A 16515-nucleotide genomic window follows, 5' to 3' on the forward strand; every position below is an offset into this window, starting at 1 on the left:
CAGTCGATGCGATCAGATTTTGGGTAAGCGCTGGATTGGTGTCAGGTTAACCAGGGTTTGTTCGTTGCTGATGGTTACTTCTCCATCCTGAATGCTCACCTGCAAGGTCATGGAACGCTCCGCCAGGGCCGCGAGTGCTTCGGTTTCCTCGGCAGGGAGATCAATAACCGTCAGGTTGCTAAATCTCTCCAGCTTGTTATGGTGTTTATCCCACCACACCGGCACCGCCCGCCCGCCGTAGGCATAGAGAATCACTCGCTGCGCCTTGTTGCAGGCTTTTCGCAGGCGGTCTTCTTCGGGCAGGCCCAACTCTATCGAAAGTTCGATGTCTCCGGTCAGGGCTTTCTGCCAGAGCTCGGGTTCGTCGTCGGTGCTCAGGCCTTTGGTAAACTCAAGGTTGTCGCTGGCATTCAGTGCGAATGCGAGCAGCCGGATCATCATCCGCTCATCGGTTTCAGAGGGATGGCGGGCCACGGTCAGGTGGTGATCAGCGTAGTAGTGCCGATCCATATCCGCGATATGGAGGGTGGCTTTGAAAATCGTGGCTTTGAGTGCCATGGCGTGAGGTGTCCTGTCTTCGTTGGCGGATCAGGGCGTTAGTGTAGAGCATATTGAAGCAGGCAGGGCATAGCGACATGGTGTTGTTGCGGGGTTTTCTGGTTCTGATTGTATTTTTCATGCTGGGTGAGGCGGCGCGCGTTTTGATCGGCTTGCCGATCAGCGGCGGGGTTCTGGGCATGGTCATGGTAACGGCAACCCTGATGGTGCGGGGGCGGATCAGTGATGAGCTGGCAGAAGCCAGTCGCGGGCTGATCTCGGTGCTTGTGCTCCTGATCTCGCCTGGGGTGGTTGGTGTGTTCTTCATCGCAGATCAATTCTCAGGCCACTGGATGACGATCGCGGTGGCGTTGGTGGTGGGGACCCTGTTGAGTTCTTTTACCACGCTCTGGCTGATGAAACGCTCCGCGGGTGCGACGGTGGAGAGCGCCAGCCATGACTGACTATGGAGAGAACCTGAACCGCGTATTCCAGCTCTGGACTGCCGGGCCCATGTTGTCCATTGCCCTGACGCTGGCTGCCTTTATGGTGGGGAACTGGTTGTTTGTGCGCTTTGGGCGGCCGTTGTGGATGCCGCCGGTGTTGCTGGCGGCCCTGATTCTGGCCGCCGCGGTGGCGGTGAGTGGTATTGGCTACCAGACCTACCAGGAAGGGGCCACCTGGTTAACGGTGTTGTTGGGGCCGACAACCGTTGCCCTGGGAGTGCCGCTGTACCAGCAAATGCATCATATCCGGGCGCTCTGGAAGCCGATTTTGTGTACTTTGCCGCTGGCCGCGAGCCTGGCGGCTGTCTATGCCGTTGGCATTGCCTGGTTGATGGAGGCGCCGCTCTCCATACTGGCCTCGCTGGCGCCCAAATCGGTCACCGCGCCCATCGCCATGGGGATTGCCGAGCAACTCGGCGGCTCCGTCGCTTTGACGCTGGGCGGTCTGTTGATCACCGGTGTTCTGGCCTCGGTGTTCGTTGACTGGGGAGCCCGGCGGATGAACATCACGGATGACCGGATTGTGGGTTTTGCGCTGGGTCTGAACGGGCACGCCATCGGAACAGCCCGGGCGTTTGAGATCAGCCCGATCGCCGGGGCCTTTGCGTCGCTGGGTATGGGGCTGACCGGTGTGTTCACGGCGTTGTTCCTGCCGTTTGTTTTTCCGTTCTGACGCCGCGTCGTTATTGGGTCATGCAACTTACGAATAACGTCGTGTCGCAATTTCGATTGCCGTAAGGGTTTTCCGAGACTAGCGTGTTTGCCAGACAATCGGTGCCGTCCTGCGCCGATGTTCCGTGAAAATTCTTAAAACAGCGACGGAAAACACGATGAAAAAATTACTGGCAGCTTTTGTTGGCTCCATGGCGCTGGCGTCTACGCCGGTGGCTGTGGCGGCCGATGCGACAAAGAACCTGAAAGTGGCGTACGACGCCGATCCCGTTACCCTCGACATCCATGAGCAGTTGTCGGGCGGCATTATGCAGTTGTCCCACATGTCGTTCGATCCTCTGTTGCGGTGGACCAAAGACCTTGGCTTTGAGCCACGGCTGGCGGAGAGCTGGGAGCGTGTTGACGATAACACCATGCGCTTCCGTCTTCGGAAGGGCGTGAAGTTTCATTCCGGTAATGAGTTCACTTCTGCGGACGTTGAGTTCACCTTTGATCGTCTCAAGCAGAGCCAGGATTTCAAAGCCATCTTCAAGCCGTTCAGCCGGGTTGATGTGATTGACGAGTACACCTTTGACCTGGTGACCAGCGAGCCTTATCCGTTGCTGCTGAATACGGCCACCTATATCTTCCCGCTGGACAGCAAGTTCTACAGTGGCCAGACCGAAGACGGCAAAGACAAGGGGGCGATCCTCAAGCATGGCAGTTCCTTTGCCTCTGATAATCTGTCCGGCACAGGCCCCTATACGGTGACGGAGCGCAAGCAAGGCGTCCGGGTGGAGTTTGAGCGCTTCGCCGACTATTGGGATATAGACTCACCGGGTAATGTGGGCAAGATCGTGCTGACCCCCATCAAGGAAAATGCCACCCGGGTTTCGGCGCTGCTGTCTGGTGGGGTCGATTTCATTGCCCCGGTGCCGCCGAACGATCTGGACCGAATCAAACGGGATCGCAACAGTGAGCTGGTCACCATGAGTGGTACCCGTATCATCCTGTTCCATATGAACCAGGAGCGGGTTGAAGCGTTCAAGAACCCGAAGGTGCGTCAGGCTATCGCCTACGCCATTAATCAGGAAGGCATTGCGGCCAAGATCATGAAGGGGTTTGCCACACCGGCGGCGCAGATGTCGCCGGCGGGTTACCAGGGCCACAACGAAAACCTGAAGCCCCGTTTTGACGTGGAAAAGGCCAAAAAACTGATGAAAGAGGCCGGCTACGAGGACGGGTTCACCATCACCATGATGGCGCCCAATAACCGCTACGTGAACGACGACAAGATCGCGCAGGCCGCCGCCGCAATGCTGGCGCGCATCAACATCAAGGTAGACCTGAAAACCCTGCCGAAGGCTCAGTTCTGGCCAGAATATGACAACCGGGCGGCGGACATGATGCTGATCGGCTGGCATGCAGATACTGAGGATTCCGCCAACTTTTACGAGTTCCTGACCTTCTGTCCGGATGCCGATTCGGGGGCCGGACAATACAACGCGGGTAACTACTGCAACCCGGAAATTGATGCGCTGGTGGAAAAAGCCAACGTAGAGACCGATCTGGACAAGCGGGCTGCAATGCTTCAGGACGTGGAACAGCGGCTGTATGACGACGCTGCGTTCCTTCCTCTGCACTGGCAGGACCTGGCGTGGGCGGCGAAGAAGGGCGTGAATATCGAGCCGGTGCTCAATGTCATGAACTTCCCGTATCTGGGCGACCTGGTCGTCGAATAAGGTGCTGGTCCTGTTCCGGTAGCCTCTCTTCCGTCAAGGGAGGAGAGGCTGATAAGTATTCACTAACGGTAATTCCTTCATGCTAGCGTTTTTGGTCCAGCGGGTATCCCAGGCGTTACTCGTCATGTTTGTGATCAGTGTCATCGCCTTTGCCATTCAGGATGGCCTGGGGGACCCACTTCAGGAAATGGTGGGCATGTCCGTTTCTAGTGAGGAACGGGAAGCCATTCGTGAGGAGTTGGGGCTGAACGATTCCTTCGTCGTGCAGTATCTGCGGTTTGCGGGTAGCGCGATTCAGGGAGATCTCGGCAATTCCTATTTCTACAGCAAACCCGCGCTGGAAGTGATTGCCGAGCATTTGCCTGCCACGCTGGAGCTGGTGATCGGCGCCAGTCTGATTATCATCGTTCTGTCGGTACCGATTGGTGTGTATGCCGCCATTCGGCCCCAGGCCTGGCTGTCAAAGTTTTTCATGGGGGTGAGTACGGTCGGTATTTCCATCCCGGTGTTCCTCACCGCGATTGTTCTGATTCAGCTGTTCTCCATTGGCGTTACCGTCAACTGGTTTCCAGCGGATACCGGTTGGGGCCAGTGGCTGAATGAGTTCTTTACCACCGAAGGCGGGCTGCCGTCTTATGGTCGCGGCGATGATCTGGTGCACCTGTTTGGCACCTGGGAGTCTGGGCTGTTTACCGGGGAAGGGCTGGCGCACCTGGTGCTGCCCTGCGTGTCGCTGGCTTCCATTATGCTGCCATTGTTTATCCGGCTGATCCGGGCGGAGATGATGGAAGTGCTGCAAAGCGATTACATCCGTTATGCCCGGGCCAAAGGGCTCGGTGCCGGCCGCATCAACTTTCTTCATGCGCTCAAGAACACCATGCTGCCGGTGATCACCGTGGGTGGCGTGCAACTGGGCATCATGGTGGCTTACACCATCCTGACCGAAACGGTGTTTCAGTGGCCGGGGTTGGGACTGATGTTCCTGGAGGCGATCACCCGCAGCGATATTCCCCTGATTGTGGCTTACCTGATGGTAGTGGGCCTGATCTTTGTGGTGACCAACACTCTGGTGGACCTGATCTACGGACTGGTCAACCCCACCGTTAAACTGACAGGTAAGAAAGCATGACAACGGCAACGGTTTCCCGCTGGGACCGCTTCCGCGAGTCCTTTTTCTGGTACAGCTTCAAACGCGACAAGGTGGCCATCGCCAGCTTTCTGGTATTGCTGTCCATGGTGCTGGCGGCGGTGTTTGCGCCGTTGCTGGCACCGGCCGACCCTTATGATCTGGCTCAGATCAATATCATGAATTCCGAGCTTCCTCCGGTGGGCCTGGATGGTGCCGATCCCGCCTTCCCACTGGGCACAGACGCCCAGGGTCGGGATCTGCTGTCGACCATCCTGTACGGCACGCGGGTCTCGCTGATGATTGGCTTTGGCGCGGTGATTCTGCAGGCGGCGCTGGGTATCCTGTTCGGCCTGCTGGCGGGCTACCTGGGAGGCAAGGTCGACGCCATCCTGATGCGTGTTGCCGACGTGCAGCTGTCGTTCTCTACCCTCATGGTGGCCATCATTGTCGGGGCCGTATTCAAAGCCAGTTTCGGCAACCTGATGTTTGGTGAGATTGCCATCTACATGCTGATCTTCATCATCGGTGTGGCGGAGTGGCCGCAGATTGCCCGCACCGTTCGGGCGTCGGTGCTGGCGGAGAAGAAGAAAGAGTATGTGGATGCGGCCAAGGTGATGGGATTTGGCACACCGCGCATCATGTTCCGGCATATTTTGCCGAACACCCTGTCGCCGATTTTCGTAATTGCGACGGTGCAGATCGCCAACGCCATCATCTCGGAAGCGGCTCTGTCGTTCCTCGGGCTCGGCATGCCGGAAACTCAGCCTTCGCTGGGGTCACTGATCAAGTCTGGCTTTGACTACATCCAGAGCGGCTCCTGGTGGATCACGCTCATCCCTGGCCTGGTGCTGGTGGTGCTCGTGCTGGTCATCAACCTGTTGGGTGACTGGTTGCGGGATGTGATGAACCCACGGCTGTACAAGGGGTAACACCATGGCACTGTTGGAAGTAAAAAACCTGGATGTCCGTTTCGCGGTACGCGGTGGCGATCTGACAGCTTTGCGAGGCATCAGCTTCAGTCTCGATAAAGGAGAACGGCTGGGCCTGGTGGGGGAATCCGGGGCCGGCAAGTCCGTGGCGGCGTTTTCCATCCTGAACCTGATTGCCAGGCCGGGTTACATTGCCGGCGGGCAGATTCTGTTTGAGGGCAGGGATCTGGCGGCCATGAGCGAACGGGAACTTCGGAAAATCCGAGGTAATCGCATCGCCATGATTTTCCAGGACCCGATGATGACCCTGAACCCCGTGCTCACAATCGGCACCCAGATGGTGGAGGCGATTCAGGCACACCGGAAAATCAGCAGGAAAGAGGCCCGGGCCATTGCGCTGGACCGGCTGAAGAAGGTTCAGATTCCATCGCCGGAAAAACGGCTGGATCAGTACCCTCATGAGCTCTCCGGGGGGATGCGGCAACGGGTCATTATCGCCATCGCCCTGCTGTTGGACCCGGAGATCATCATTGCCGATGAGCCCACGACGGCTCTGGATGTAACCATTCAGGCGGAGATTATGGATCTGTTGCTGAACCTGTGCGAGCAGGAAAACGTGGCACTGATGCTGATCACCCACGATCTGGGCGTGGTGTCCCAGGTCACCCGGCGTATGCTGGTGATGTACTCTGGCCGGATCATTGAACAGGGGCCGACCCGCGAAATTATCAACGACGCCCAGCACCCATACACTCAGGGGCTGATCAACGCCCTGCCTCAAATGGGCGAGCCCGGTGCCCGGTTGTTTCAGATCCCCGGTGCCATGCCATCACTCAAGAATGTGCCATCCGGTTGCCCGTTCCACCCCCGCTGCAACTTCGCCACCGACCAGTGCAAGCGCGCCATGCCGGAGTATGTGCGTTCCGGCAACGTTGATGTCGCCTGTTACGAAGTGGCTAACTTGATTGAGCAGGAGAAACGCATGCAGGAGGCCGAATCATGACCTCCCCTCTGGTAAGTATCCGCGGTCTGGAAAAACGTTTTGACCTGTCCGGCAGCTTCCTTGAACAGCTCCGGTTTGAAGGTGGGCGTTTACGCCGCAAACAGGAAGCGGTGCACGCCATCAACGGTGTGAACCTGGAGGTGCAGAAGGGCGAAGCCCTGTGTGTGGTGGGGGAGTCCGGCTGCGGTAAATCCACCGTGGCCCGCACCGTGATGGGGCTGATTTCCCCCAGCGCCGGAGAGATCCACTATGGCGGCCAGCGCATCGATCATCTTGATGGCAAGGCGGCACTGCCGTATCGGCGCAAGATGCAGATGATCTTCCAGAACCCCTATGCCTCTCTGAACCCCAGAATGACCATACAGCAGACTCTGGAAGAGCCGATCCGATTCCATCACCCGGACTGGACTGCTCAGGCTGTCCGGGACAAAATCCATGAAGTGATGCACTCCGTTGGCATCGATCCAGACTGGGGCAGCCGGTTCGGGCACGAATTCTCGGGGGGGCAGCGGCAGCGGATTGCGATTGCCAGGGCTCTGGCGGTAGATCCTGAGTTTATCGTTGCCGATGAACCGATCTCTGCTCTGGATGTATCCATACAGGCTCAGGTGCTGAACCTGCTGATGGATGCCCGGGAAAGCCGGGGGCTGACCTACCTGTTCATCACGCATGATCTGGCAGTGGTGGAGCATTTCGGGACACGGGTAGCGGTCATGTACCTTGGCCGGGTATGCGAGCTGGCGGACACCAGAACGCTGTTTGCCACTCCCCGTCATCCGTACACTCAGGCTTTGTTGTCAGCGATTCCGAAACTTGAAGATGATCGCCCCAATCACATACGCCTGCAGGGGGAAGTGCCAACACCCGTCAACCTGCCGTCGGGATGTGTTTTCCATGGCCGGTGCCCCTACGCTAATGAACGCTGTCGTCAGGAGGTGCCTATGCTGATCGCCACTGATGGTGGGGCCCAGGTTGCCTGTCATGCGGTTGAAGAACAGCGTTTGTAGGGTCATGGCCGGTATGGGCTATCATGCCGGCATGACCGTATCGGTTGTTGTCACCGCCTAGCTTCAGAGGAACTCATGGAGATACGCTGGCTGGAAGATTTTCTGGCCCTTGCCCGTACGCGCCATTTTTCACGAGCGGCAGAGCAGCAGCACGTGAGTCAGCCAACCTTCAGCCGGCGCATCAAGCTGTTGGAAGAGTCCATGGGGACCACGCTGATCAATCGACAGACATTGCCGCTGTCTCTGACCCCTGCCGGGGAGATTTTTCAGGAACTGTGTGAGCGCATCACCCGGGATGTGCGCGACACCCGTGACCGTATTGCTGCACAGGATGCGGAAGCCTCGGCACGAATCAGTGTGGGCTCTACACAGGGACTGTTTTCGCATTTCTATCAAGGCTGGGCAACGGAGATGGGGGTTGCCGGGCGTCTGCAGCTCAACCTGACGGCCACCAACTGGGTGGGTGAACAGTTTCTGGATGCGCTGGAATGTGGCGATTGCGATCTGGTGCTGTGTTACTGGCACCCGGATCTGCCCTGGGGCGAGCGGCTCACCCGCGATAAATATATGTGGCAGGCCATTGGCAGGGAGGCTCTGGTTCCTGTCAGCATTGCCGACGATCAGGGGAAGGCCCGTTACCAGCTGCCGGGAAGTGTGGAACAGCCGGTCCCGCTTATTGCCTATCACAGCCGGGGATTTCTGCAGTCGGCCATTGAAGGACATCTTCGAAGGCACAAGTTGTCCGGCCACCTGTTGCCTCTGAACGAAAATACTCAGTCGGCCAGCATCAAAGCGCTGGTTAAGCAGGGCTTTGGCATGGGCTGGCTGCCCAAACGAATGACCGAAAAAAGTGAACAGTTTGGCCGGCTGGCGCGAGCGGCCAGCGAAGACTGGGATGTGCCACTGGAAATCCGCCTGATCCGCCTGCGGGATGCCCGCTCGGACGATATTCTGAATCTCTGGAAACAACTGGAACCCTGATATGTCTGAACACGAACTTCTTACGCTGCAGTCGGCCCACATTCAGGAGCTGCAACGCCGGTATGAGCGCGCGCTCGCGGATCATGGGTACGACAGTGTGTTGATTGCTTCAGGCGCGGCGCCGTATCGGTACCGGGATGACCAGACCTACGTTTTTCAGGGCTTTGGTCCATTTCTGCACTGGACCGGCCTGGCCGGGCAGGAACACAGTTGGTTGCTGATCCGGCCGGGCCATAAGCCGGTACTCTGGCTGTTCCAGCCGGTCGACTTCTGGCATGCCAGCCCTGATCTGCCGGCGGAGCCATGGCAGGAGGCGATGGAGGTACGCAGTCGGCAACAGGCCGGGGCCCCGGAGCTGGCAAACACCGGCCGGCTGGCGGTACTGGGTGACCCGCAGGTGCTGGAGGGGGTGCCCGGGGATCACAACCCGTCAGCGTTGGTGGCAGCGACCGAGGAAACCCGCGTTCACAAAACCTGTTATGAAATAGAGTGTCTGGCGCATGCCAACCGGGTTGCCCTGAAAGGCCACAAGGCGGCCAGAGAGGCCTTTCTGGCAGGCGGCAGTGAGTTCGGTATCAGCCTCGCGTACCAGCAGGCCACCGGCCAGCGAGAAGCTCTGGCGCCTTACCACAGCATCATTGGGCTGAACGAACACGCGGGAACATTGCACTACCAGTATTATGAAGGCCAGGTGCCCCGTCAGCACCGCAGCCTGTTGATCGATGCCGGTGTGCGATACCGGGGTTATTGCTCGGACATCACCCGTACGGTTGTCGCGCCGGGTGAGCCTCGGTTCGCCGCCCTCGTGCATGGTCTTGAACAGCTGCAACTGCGCCTGTGTGAGATGGTGGTGCCCGGGATGGATTATGTTGAGATTCACCGCAAAACCCATCAGGGCATTGCCGCGTTGCTATCGGCCTCGGGCCTCGTGACCGGGTTGAGCGATGACGCCATGGTGGCGCAGGGCATTACCCGGGCGTTTTTCCCGCATGGCATCGGGCATTTCCTGGGCATTCAGGTTCACGACGTTGCCGGAAAGCCGACGCCGCCCCCGGAAGACGCGCCATTCCTGCGCCTTACCCGCACCCTTGAGGAGGGAATGGTAGTTACCATCGAGCCGGGGCTCTACTTCATCCCGTCGTTGCTTGGCCCGATGCTGGCCGGTCCGCAGCGCCGGTATCTGGCGGAAGACCTGATCAACGATCTGAAAGGCTGTGGTGGTATCCGGATTGAGGATAATGTGGCGGTAACGGCGTCTGGCGCCCGCAATCTGACCCGGGAGCTGGCATAGTCACTTTCTGCTATAAGAATCGACTGCAAAAGGGTTGCAATCCTTTTTGCTAATGACAATAATTATCACTAACTTTAGTGCTGTTAGTGAGAGCGTCCTATGTACGTTTGCCTGTGTTACGGGGTTACAGACAGAGAAATCCGCGAAGCTGCTGAGGGGGGTGTCAGCTCCATGCGCCAGCTTGGTAAAGAGTTGGGGGTGGGGCGGCAGTGTGGCCGCTGCGCCTGCACAGCTCGTGAAATCCTGAAAGAGTACCGGACACCGGATTACCTGGCACTTGCCGATATGCTTGCGCAGCCAGCCTGAAGGACTGCGTAAGCCTGTCCGGATATTGCAATTGCACCTCCTTCCCATCGGTGATTTTTTATCGCTCGAAAACCGACTATCCTTGGACGCTAACGCATCCGCGATACAAGGAATTCGGTTATGAAAGGCGATAAAAAAGTCATCCAGTATCTGAACAAGGTTCTTGCCAACGAGCTGACGGCCATCAACCAGTATTTCCTGCATTCCAGGATGTACAAGGATTGGGGCATCACCAAGCTGGCGGCCAAGGAATACGAAGAATCCATTGACGAAATGAAACACGCCGATCAGTTGATCGAGCGTATTCTGTTTCTGGAAGGCCTGCCCAACCTGCAGGACCTGAACAAGCTGTTGATTGGTGAAAACGTTCAGGAAATGATCGAGTGTGACCTGAAGCTGGAGCACACGGCGCATACCGACCTGAAGGAAGCGATTATTTACTGTGAACAGGTTCAGGACTTTACCAGCCGTGAACTGTTCCGAAGCATACTGGACAGTGAAGAAGAGCATATCGACTGGCTGGAGACGCAGCTGGAAATGATTTCCCAGATGGGCATCCAGAACTACATTCAGCTTCAGTCGTCCGCAGCCGAGTAAGCGCTCGCTTGTCTTCCGGCCCTTGATGAGCGGGCCGGAGCCTCTGAAAAAATCCGGCGATTTCCACCCCGGACAATCCCCGCTTACCTCCCAAAACAGGTAGAATGCAGCCTGTGTCGGCCAGAATATCCGGCCTTAATCCTGTTTACGTATCATTCCGGAGACTGCAATGGACCTGTCTTGTTTCAAAGCCTACGACCTTCGTGGCCGAGTGCCTGACCAGCTTAACCCCATCCTGGCGGAAAAAATCGGTCGGGCCTATGTGGAAGTGACTGGTGCGAAAAAAATCATCGTCGGCTACGACATTCGTCTGTCCAGCCCCGACATTGCTGAGGCATTGAGTTCCGGGTTGATGGCGGCGGGGGCGGATGTTTTTGATATCGGGCTGTGCGGAACCGAACAGGTGTATTTTGCCACCAGCCATTACCAGATGGACGGTGGCATCATGGTAACGGCCAGCCACAACCCCAAAGACCATAACGGCATGAAAATGGTGGGCCCCGAGTCCCGCCCGATCAGTTCCGATAACGGGCTGAACGACATCCGTGACCGGGTTCTGGAATCCTTTACCGATGCGCCGGTGCAAGGGCGCTACGAAACGCTGGAAGTCATGAGTGCCTATGTCGATCATCTGCTGGGCTACATTGATGGGGGCAGCCTCAAGCCCATGACCATCGTCTGCAATGCCGGGAACGGTGGGGCTGGCCTGGTGATTGATCAACTGGAACAGCACCTGCCGTTTGATTTCGTCAAAGTGCACCATGAAGCCGACGGTCACTTTCCAAATGGTGTTCCCAACCCGATCCTCCCTGAGAACCGCTCCGTGACGGCGGACGCTGTGACCCGGAACGGTGCCGCAATGGGCATCGCCTGGGATGGAGACTACGATCGCTGCTTCTTCTTCGACGAGAATGGCCGGTTTATTGAGGGCTACTACATTGTGGGGCTGCTGGCAGACCAGTTCCTGCGCAAGACGGGCGGCGGCAAAGTCATCCACGATCCCCGGCTGACCTGGAACACCCTCGACCTCGTCAAAGAGGCAGGCGGTGAGGCCATCGAAAGCAAAACCGGCCACGCCTTCATCAAGCAACGGATGCGCGACGAAGATGCTGTCTACGGTGGCGAAATGAGTGCCCACCACTACTTCCGGGACTTCGCCTACTGTGACAGCGGCATGATCCCCTGGCTTTTGGTGGCCGAACGCCTGTGTCAGAGTGGCCAGACACTGTCATCCCTGATTGACGCCCGCATCGAAGCCTATCCGGCAAGCGGCGAAATCAACCGCACCATCAGCGATCCCCCCAGTGTCATCGGGGCCATCGAAGCCAGGTACAGCGTCGGCGCCAAAGCGGTCAGCCACGTGGATGGCGTGAGTGTGGAGTTCGACGACTGGCGTTTCAACCTGCGCATGTCTAACACCGAACCGGTGGTTCGGCTGAACGTTGAGTCTCGCGGAGACAAAGCGTTGATGCAGGCGAAAACGGATGAGCTGCTGGCGGAAATGGAAAGGCTGAACGGTTAACGGTCTGTCCGTGAGAAGGCCAGGGAACCTTACCCTGGCCCTGCTCCGGTGCCTACAGCCAGTCGTTCAGCATAATGCCAAACCCGACCCGTTCAATCCGTTCGTTATAGTCAATCAGGCTCTCGCCATACCCGTTGTAATACTGAAAGAAGCCCTTCAGCGTATCCCCCATCGGAAAACTGTATCCGAACTCCACCGACGTCCGGTTGTCCGACCGAAGGTTGTTCATCAGCTTGAGGGAAAACGTGCGGTCCTCTGTCAATTTGTAAACCGCATGGTAATTGGCGTGGCCGAGGTAGCGCTCGATATCAGCGTTGTCGTCATTGCTGCTGTCCTCGGGAATCCGGTACCAGGGTTGCACCATGAACAGCCAGCGGTCGTAACTGTAGGCGGCGGTTCCGGTAATCCGGTTCCAGCTACGGGACCGGGGGTCGGACTGGCCGTTGGATTGATGATTGAAGCCAATCGAAACCGCGCTCAGGGTGCCAGGGCCGAGATCCCAGTTCAGTGAATGCAGGAAAAACAGCTCAGGTTCGTAGTTGGTTTCCCGGAAGGGGGCGGATTCATCCTGGTTATAAATCTGCCAGAAAGAGTTCTGGGTGTATCCGAACCAGAACGTGGTCCGGTCATCGAAAATGCCTGTTAACAAAGGTACCTTGAAGCTGATCTGGTATTTCGCTTCCTCGTTCTCAAGCTGATAATCATAGTCTGTGGCACCCAGCCGCGGGCTGACCGGGCGGGTATTGGGATGGTCCACCCAGGTAATGGGCAGAATGTAGTTCGGGCGATGGGTCACAAAGCTGCCTGTGAACGAAAAAATAGCCCGTTCGGCGGAGAGATAATTGTCGACCAGAGAGGCCATCACCCCGGTGCCCGGGTCATCCTCCAGGGCGTTGCCCACGATTCTTTCACGGGTTTTCTTGTCGGCGACGAGCTTCTCGGCGTCGGCCTCAGCGGATTCGAGTTGCTCTGCGCTGGCTTTGTCACGTTCGGTTTTCGGGTTGTGCTGGGCATCGTAACAGGCCAGCCTGCGCACGCCGTCTTTGATCAGGGCGCAGTTAATTGAAGGGGGCTCCCGGACATCCTGAGCCCAGGCCAGGTTTGTCGTGCCGAGGCAGATCAGCAGCAGCTTGGCGCAAGTGTTCATGGAAACTCCTTATTGGCCGGTGCTCAGGCTTATCCAGGTGTTGGCAATGCCATAGATCCAGACTCCGAGCAGGGTCAGGGTCAGCAGGGCGAAAATGACTCTGTGGCGATTCCGGCGCTGGTCGCTGGCCGAGGCAACCCACCTCAGGTACATCAGGCCGATAAAACTCAGGAAGACGCCCAGGCTGGCGATGGCGGGAATCAACAGCCAGGCGGCGGACAGCGGGTCAGCTTCCGTCGCCTGATTGCTGAACCAGGCCATAGACGCCAGTAGAACCGCCAGGCTGGAAAACTCCAGAATCAACAATGTTTTTCGGCGTTTGTCCGGGGCTGTTTCCTGTGAGTGGTTCATAAGTGGCTCGGGGTTTGGATGAATGAACGCTATGGTAACCGGAATCCATGGCAAAGGAGCTACAACCTACGAAACTGTCATTAAAATGGTTGAAATCAATTTCTGTTTTTGCTCTCTGGTTTTTTTGCTTGGGCTCAATCGCTATAATGCGGCGACCGAAAGATTATAACGCTCAAATGCGAGGTGCATTGTGAAGATGAAGAGAGTCCTGGCTGTTGTTCTGCTCGGTTTTGGCCTGGCCGCCGGCGCCGCAGTGGCAAGTGTTGAAGACGAAATCCGCGAGCGCATCCAGCCGGTGGGCGAGGTGTGTCTGCAGGGTGAGGAGTGTGGTGAGGCAGCGGCTCCCGCTCCGGTCGCCAACGCGGGCCCGCGTTCCGGCAGCGAAGTGTATGACGCTGTCTGTATGGCGTGTCATACCACTGGCGCGGCCGGCGCCCCGGTGATCGGCGATACGGCGGCCTGGGCTCCACGCCTCGACAAAGGCATGGATACCCTGATCAACCATGCGATCAATGGCTTTAACGCCATGCCTCCCAAGGGTGGCTGTGCTAACTGTCCGGATGAGGAAATCACCGCAGCGGTTGAGCACATGGTTGAGCAGAGTAAGTAACTCCCTGCTTTACCCCCACAAACCCCGCCGTGTGCGGGGTTTGTTGTTTCTAGAGGCCGAGATCCCCGATCAGTGCACTGAGGGTGGCTTTGCCTTTTTTCTGGTTGGCTTCCTGATCCTGATCACCCAGCCCTTGCCATTTCACGTCTTCCTCGGGCAGTTCGTCCAGAAAACGGCTGGGGATGGTCTCCAGTTTTTCTCCGTACTGCTTGCGTGAGGCGGCGAAGGTCAGTGCCAGGGTTTCACGGGCCCGGGTTATGCCAACGTACATCAGCCTGCGTTCTTCTTCGATGTTGCCTTCTTCGATGCTGCTCCGGTGAGGCAGGATCTCTTCTTCCAGGCCCATGATGAACACGTGGGGAAACTCCAGCCCTTTGGACGCATGCAGGGTCAGTAGCTGAACCTTGTCACTGTCATCCTCTTCTTCCCGTTGTTCCATCATGTCGCGCAACACCATCTTGGCGATGGCATCTTCAATACCGATCTCGTCGGCGGTCCCCTTGCCGTCGTCCAGCATCCGTTGGACCGATTCCACCAGGTACCAGATGTTTTCCATCCGGCGCTCGGCCTGCTTAGGGCTGCCGGAGTGCTGGTGCAGCCACTCCTCGTATTCAATGTCTGTGAACATCTGTTTGATCACCGGAACCGGGTTCTCGGTAAACAGGCGTTCACAGGTCTTGTCGACCCAGTGGGCAAAGCGCCGCAACCGGTCCAGGCCTTTCTCCGTGACGTGGGTCTCCGCGCCCATGTCGCCCAGCGCCCTGAACAGGCTAACGTTGCGAGACCGGGCATAGTGGCTTAGCTGTTCCAGGGTTCGCGGGCCAATCTCCCGGCGAGGGACGTTCACCACGCGCAGAAAGGCTGCATCGTCGTCGGGGTTGATCATCAGCCGGAGGTAAGACATGGCGTCTTTGATTTCCGGTTTCGAGAAAAACGACTGGCCACCGGAAAGGCGGTAGGGGATCTGGTAAGCCTGAAGTTTGATTTCCAGCAGGCGTGCCTGGTGGTTGCCCCTGTACAGAACCGCGAAGTCCTTGAAGTCGAGCCCGTTCTTGAGCTTCTGGTCCAGAATCTCCGTTGCAACCCGCTCGGTCTCGGCATCTTCATTCCGGCATCGGATGATGCGGATTTCCTCACCAATGGTGTGGTCGCTCCACAGCGCTTTCTCGAACACATGGGGATTGTTGGCGATCACTGTATTGGCGCAGCGTAGAATCCGGCTGGTGGAACGGTAATTCTGCTCCAGTTTGACGATTTTCAGGCTGGGAAAGTCTTCGTTCAGCTGAGCCAGGTTTTCCGGCCTGGCGCCGCGCCAGGCGTAGATGGACTGGTCGTCGTCACCAACCACGGTAAAGGCGGCCCTTTCTGAAACCAGCTGCTTGACCAGTTCGTATTGGCAGACGTTGGTGTCCTGATACTCATCCACCAGCATATAGCGGATTTTTCGGCGCCACTTTGCCAGCACCTCCGGGTTGTCCCGGAACAGCTGCACGGGAAGCAGAATCAGGTCGTCGAAATCCACCGCGTTATAGGCTTTGAGGTATTCGTTGTAGCGCTTGTAAACGATGGCAATGCGCTGTTCACGCTCGTCGGCGGCTTTGCTGTAGGCCTCATCCGGGCCGCGCATGGCGTTCTTCCAGGACGAGATGGTCATCTGAACGTCGTTCAGCTCGTCTCCGGCTTCGGCGCTGGCCTCACGCATCATCAGGTCCTGCAGCAGGGCTTTGGCGTCTTCCGCATCGAAAATGGAGAACCCGGGGTGATAACCCAGATGAGCGTGCTCTTCCCGGATCATGTTGAGGCCCAGGTTGTGGAACGTTGAGACGATCAGCCCCCGGGTCTTTCCACGATCCACAATTCGCCCCACCCGCTCTTTCATCTCGCGCGCGGCCTTGTTGGTGAAGGTCACGGCGGCAATGTGCCGGCCAGGAATGCCCAGCTCTTCGATCAGGTAGGCGATCTTTCGTGTGATCACGCTGGTTTTGCCGCTCCCGGCGCCAGCCAGGACCAGCAGAGGTCCGTCAGCATACCGGACCGCTTCGTGTTGTCTGGGGTTGAGCTTGTTCACAGTGTCTGCGTCAAAATGGAACCGGGCTTGTAAATTGGACGTCTTGCTATTCTACACGAGGCCGGCATGCTGTACCTTGCTGATCTATCAGCTATCCTTTCTGTAATGGACTACGCTGCTCTGTACTGAATTATGGAT

Annotated in this window: 17 protein-coding genes; 13 read left to right on the forward strand and 4 right to left on the reverse strand. The window is 57.6% G+C overall.

Annotation, left to right across the window (positions count from 1 at the left end; translation table 11 throughout):
• Nucleotides 1-12: 12 nt before the first annotated feature.
• On the reverse strand, nucleotides 13-558 hold the full coding sequence (locus tag K325_RS0111190; protein ID WP_029654356.1) for a YaeQ family protein: 546 nt from the start codon (nucleotides 556-558) through the stop codon (nucleotides 13-15).
• 77 nt (nucleotides 559-635) lie between these two features.
• Between K325_RS0111190 and K325_RS0111195 the strand changes: the two genes are divergently transcribed.
• The 12 genes from K325_RS0111195 to K325_RS0111250 all read left to right on the forward strand — a co-directional run bounded on the left by K325_RS0111195 (nucleotide 636) and on the right by K325_RS0111250 (nucleotide 12201).
• Nucleotides 636-1001, forward strand: a complete 366-nt coding sequence (locus K325_RS0111195; protein ID WP_029654357.1) for a CidA/LrgA family protein — start codon at nucleotides 636-638, stop codon at nucleotides 999-1001.
• Nucleotides 994-1716, forward strand: coding sequence for an LrgB family protein (locus K325_RS0111200; RefSeq protein ID WP_029654358.1), 723 nt, complete (start codon nucleotides 994-996; stop codon nucleotides 1714-1716). The genes K325_RS0111195 and K325_RS0111200 overlap by 8 nt, the downstream gene beginning before the upstream one ends.
• A gap of 157 nt (nucleotides 1717-1873) precedes the next feature.
• Nucleotides 1874-3436, forward strand: a complete 1563-nt coding sequence (locus K325_RS0111205; RefSeq protein WP_029654359.1) for an ABC transporter substrate-binding protein — start codon at nucleotides 1874-1876, stop codon at nucleotides 3434-3436.
• A 79-nt stretch (nucleotides 3437-3515) separates the two neighbouring features.
• Nucleotides 3516-4565, forward strand: coding sequence for an ABC transporter permease (locus tag K325_RS0111210; protein WP_029654360.1), 1050 nt, complete (start codon nucleotides 3516-3518; stop codon nucleotides 4563-4565).
• Nucleotides 4562-5494, forward strand: coding sequence for an ABC transporter permease (locus K325_RS0111215; RefSeq protein WP_029654361.1), 933 nt, complete (start codon nucleotides 4562-4564; stop codon nucleotides 5492-5494). The genes K325_RS0111210 and K325_RS0111215 overlap by 4 nt, the downstream gene beginning before the upstream one ends.
• 4 nt (nucleotides 5495-5498) lie before the next feature.
• A complete protein-coding gene (locus tag K325_RS0111220; protein WP_029654362.1) occupies nucleotides 5499-6497 on the forward strand; it encodes an ABC transporter ATP-binding protein in 999 nt (332 codons plus the stop codon).
• Nucleotides 6494-7504: an ABC transporter ATP-binding protein gene (locus K325_RS0111225; protein WP_029654363.1), complete on the forward strand. Its 1011-nt coding sequence runs from the start codon at nucleotides 6494-6496 to the stop codon at nucleotides 7502-7504. Before K325_RS0111220 ends, K325_RS0111225 begins: the two co-directional genes overlap by 4 nt.
• A gap of 75 nt (nucleotides 7505-7579) precedes the next feature.
• Complete coding sequence (locus K325_RS0111230) at nucleotides 7580-8485, forward strand: LysR family transcriptional regulator (protein ID WP_029654364.1); 906 nt, start codon at nucleotides 7580-7582, stop codon at nucleotides 8483-8485.
• 1 nt (nucleotide 8486) lies between these two features.
• A complete protein-coding gene (gene pepQ, locus K325_RS0111235; protein WP_029654365.1) occupies nucleotides 8487-9776 on the forward strand; it encodes a Xaa-Pro dipeptidase in 1290 nt (429 codons plus the stop codon).
• Between the two features lie 99 nt (nucleotides 9777-9875).
• Complete coding sequence (locus tag K325_RS0111240) at nucleotides 9876-10082, forward strand: bacterioferritin-associated ferredoxin (RefSeq protein WP_029654366.1); 207 nt, start codon at nucleotides 9876-9878, stop codon at nucleotides 10080-10082.
• A gap of 120 nt (nucleotides 10083-10202) precedes the next feature.
• Entirely contained in the window at nucleotides 10203-10679 is a 477-nt protein-coding gene (gene bfr / locus K325_RS0111245) for a bacterioferritin (RefSeq protein ID WP_029654367.1), read from the forward strand.
• Nucleotides 10680-10848: 169 nt separating this feature from the next.
• Nucleotides 10849-12201, forward strand: coding sequence for a phosphohexomutase domain-containing protein (locus K325_RS0111250; RefSeq protein ID WP_029654368.1), 1353 nt, complete (start codon nucleotides 10849-10851; stop codon nucleotides 12199-12201).
• Between the two features lie 52 nt (nucleotides 12202-12253).
• On the opposite strand, the gene K325_RS0111255 is transcribed toward K325_RS0111250, so the two are convergent.
• Both K325_RS0111255 and K325_RS0111260 read right to left on the reverse strand, forming a co-directional pair.
• Nucleotides 12254-13348 carry a phospholipase A gene (locus K325_RS0111255; protein WP_029654369.1) on the reverse strand — a complete coding sequence of 365 codons (1095 nt, stop codon included), beginning with the start codon at nucleotides 13346-13348 and terminating at the stop codon, nucleotides 12254-12256.
• A 9-nt stretch (nucleotides 13349-13357) separates the two neighbouring features.
• Nucleotides 13358-13699, reverse strand: a complete 342-nt coding sequence (locus K325_RS0111260; protein WP_029654370.1) for a hypothetical protein — start codon at nucleotides 13697-13699, stop codon at nucleotides 13358-13360.
• A gap of 196 nt (nucleotides 13700-13895) precedes the next feature.
• On the opposite strand from K325_RS0111260, the gene K325_RS0111270 reads away from it, so the two are divergent.
• Nucleotides 13896-14309 (forward strand): c-type cytochrome, encoded by a 414-nt coding sequence (locus K325_RS0111270; RefSeq protein WP_029654371.1) that lies wholly within the window; start codon nucleotides 13896-13898, stop codon nucleotides 14307-14309.
• 49 nt (nucleotides 14310-14358) lie between these two features.
• On the opposite strand, the gene rep is transcribed toward K325_RS0111270, so the two are convergent.
• Nucleotides 14359-16377 (reverse strand): DNA helicase Rep, encoded by a 2019-nt coding sequence (gene rep, locus K325_RS0111275; protein ID WP_029654372.1) that lies wholly within the window; start codon nucleotides 16375-16377, stop codon nucleotides 14359-14361.
• Between the last annotated feature and the right edge of the window lie 138 nt (nucleotides 16378-16515).

It is taken from the genome of Marinobacter daepoensis DSM 16072, assembly GCF_000421165.1.
GTDB lineage: Bacteria > Pseudomonadota > Gammaproteobacteria > Pseudomonadales > Oleiphilaceae > Marinobacter > Marinobacter daepoensis.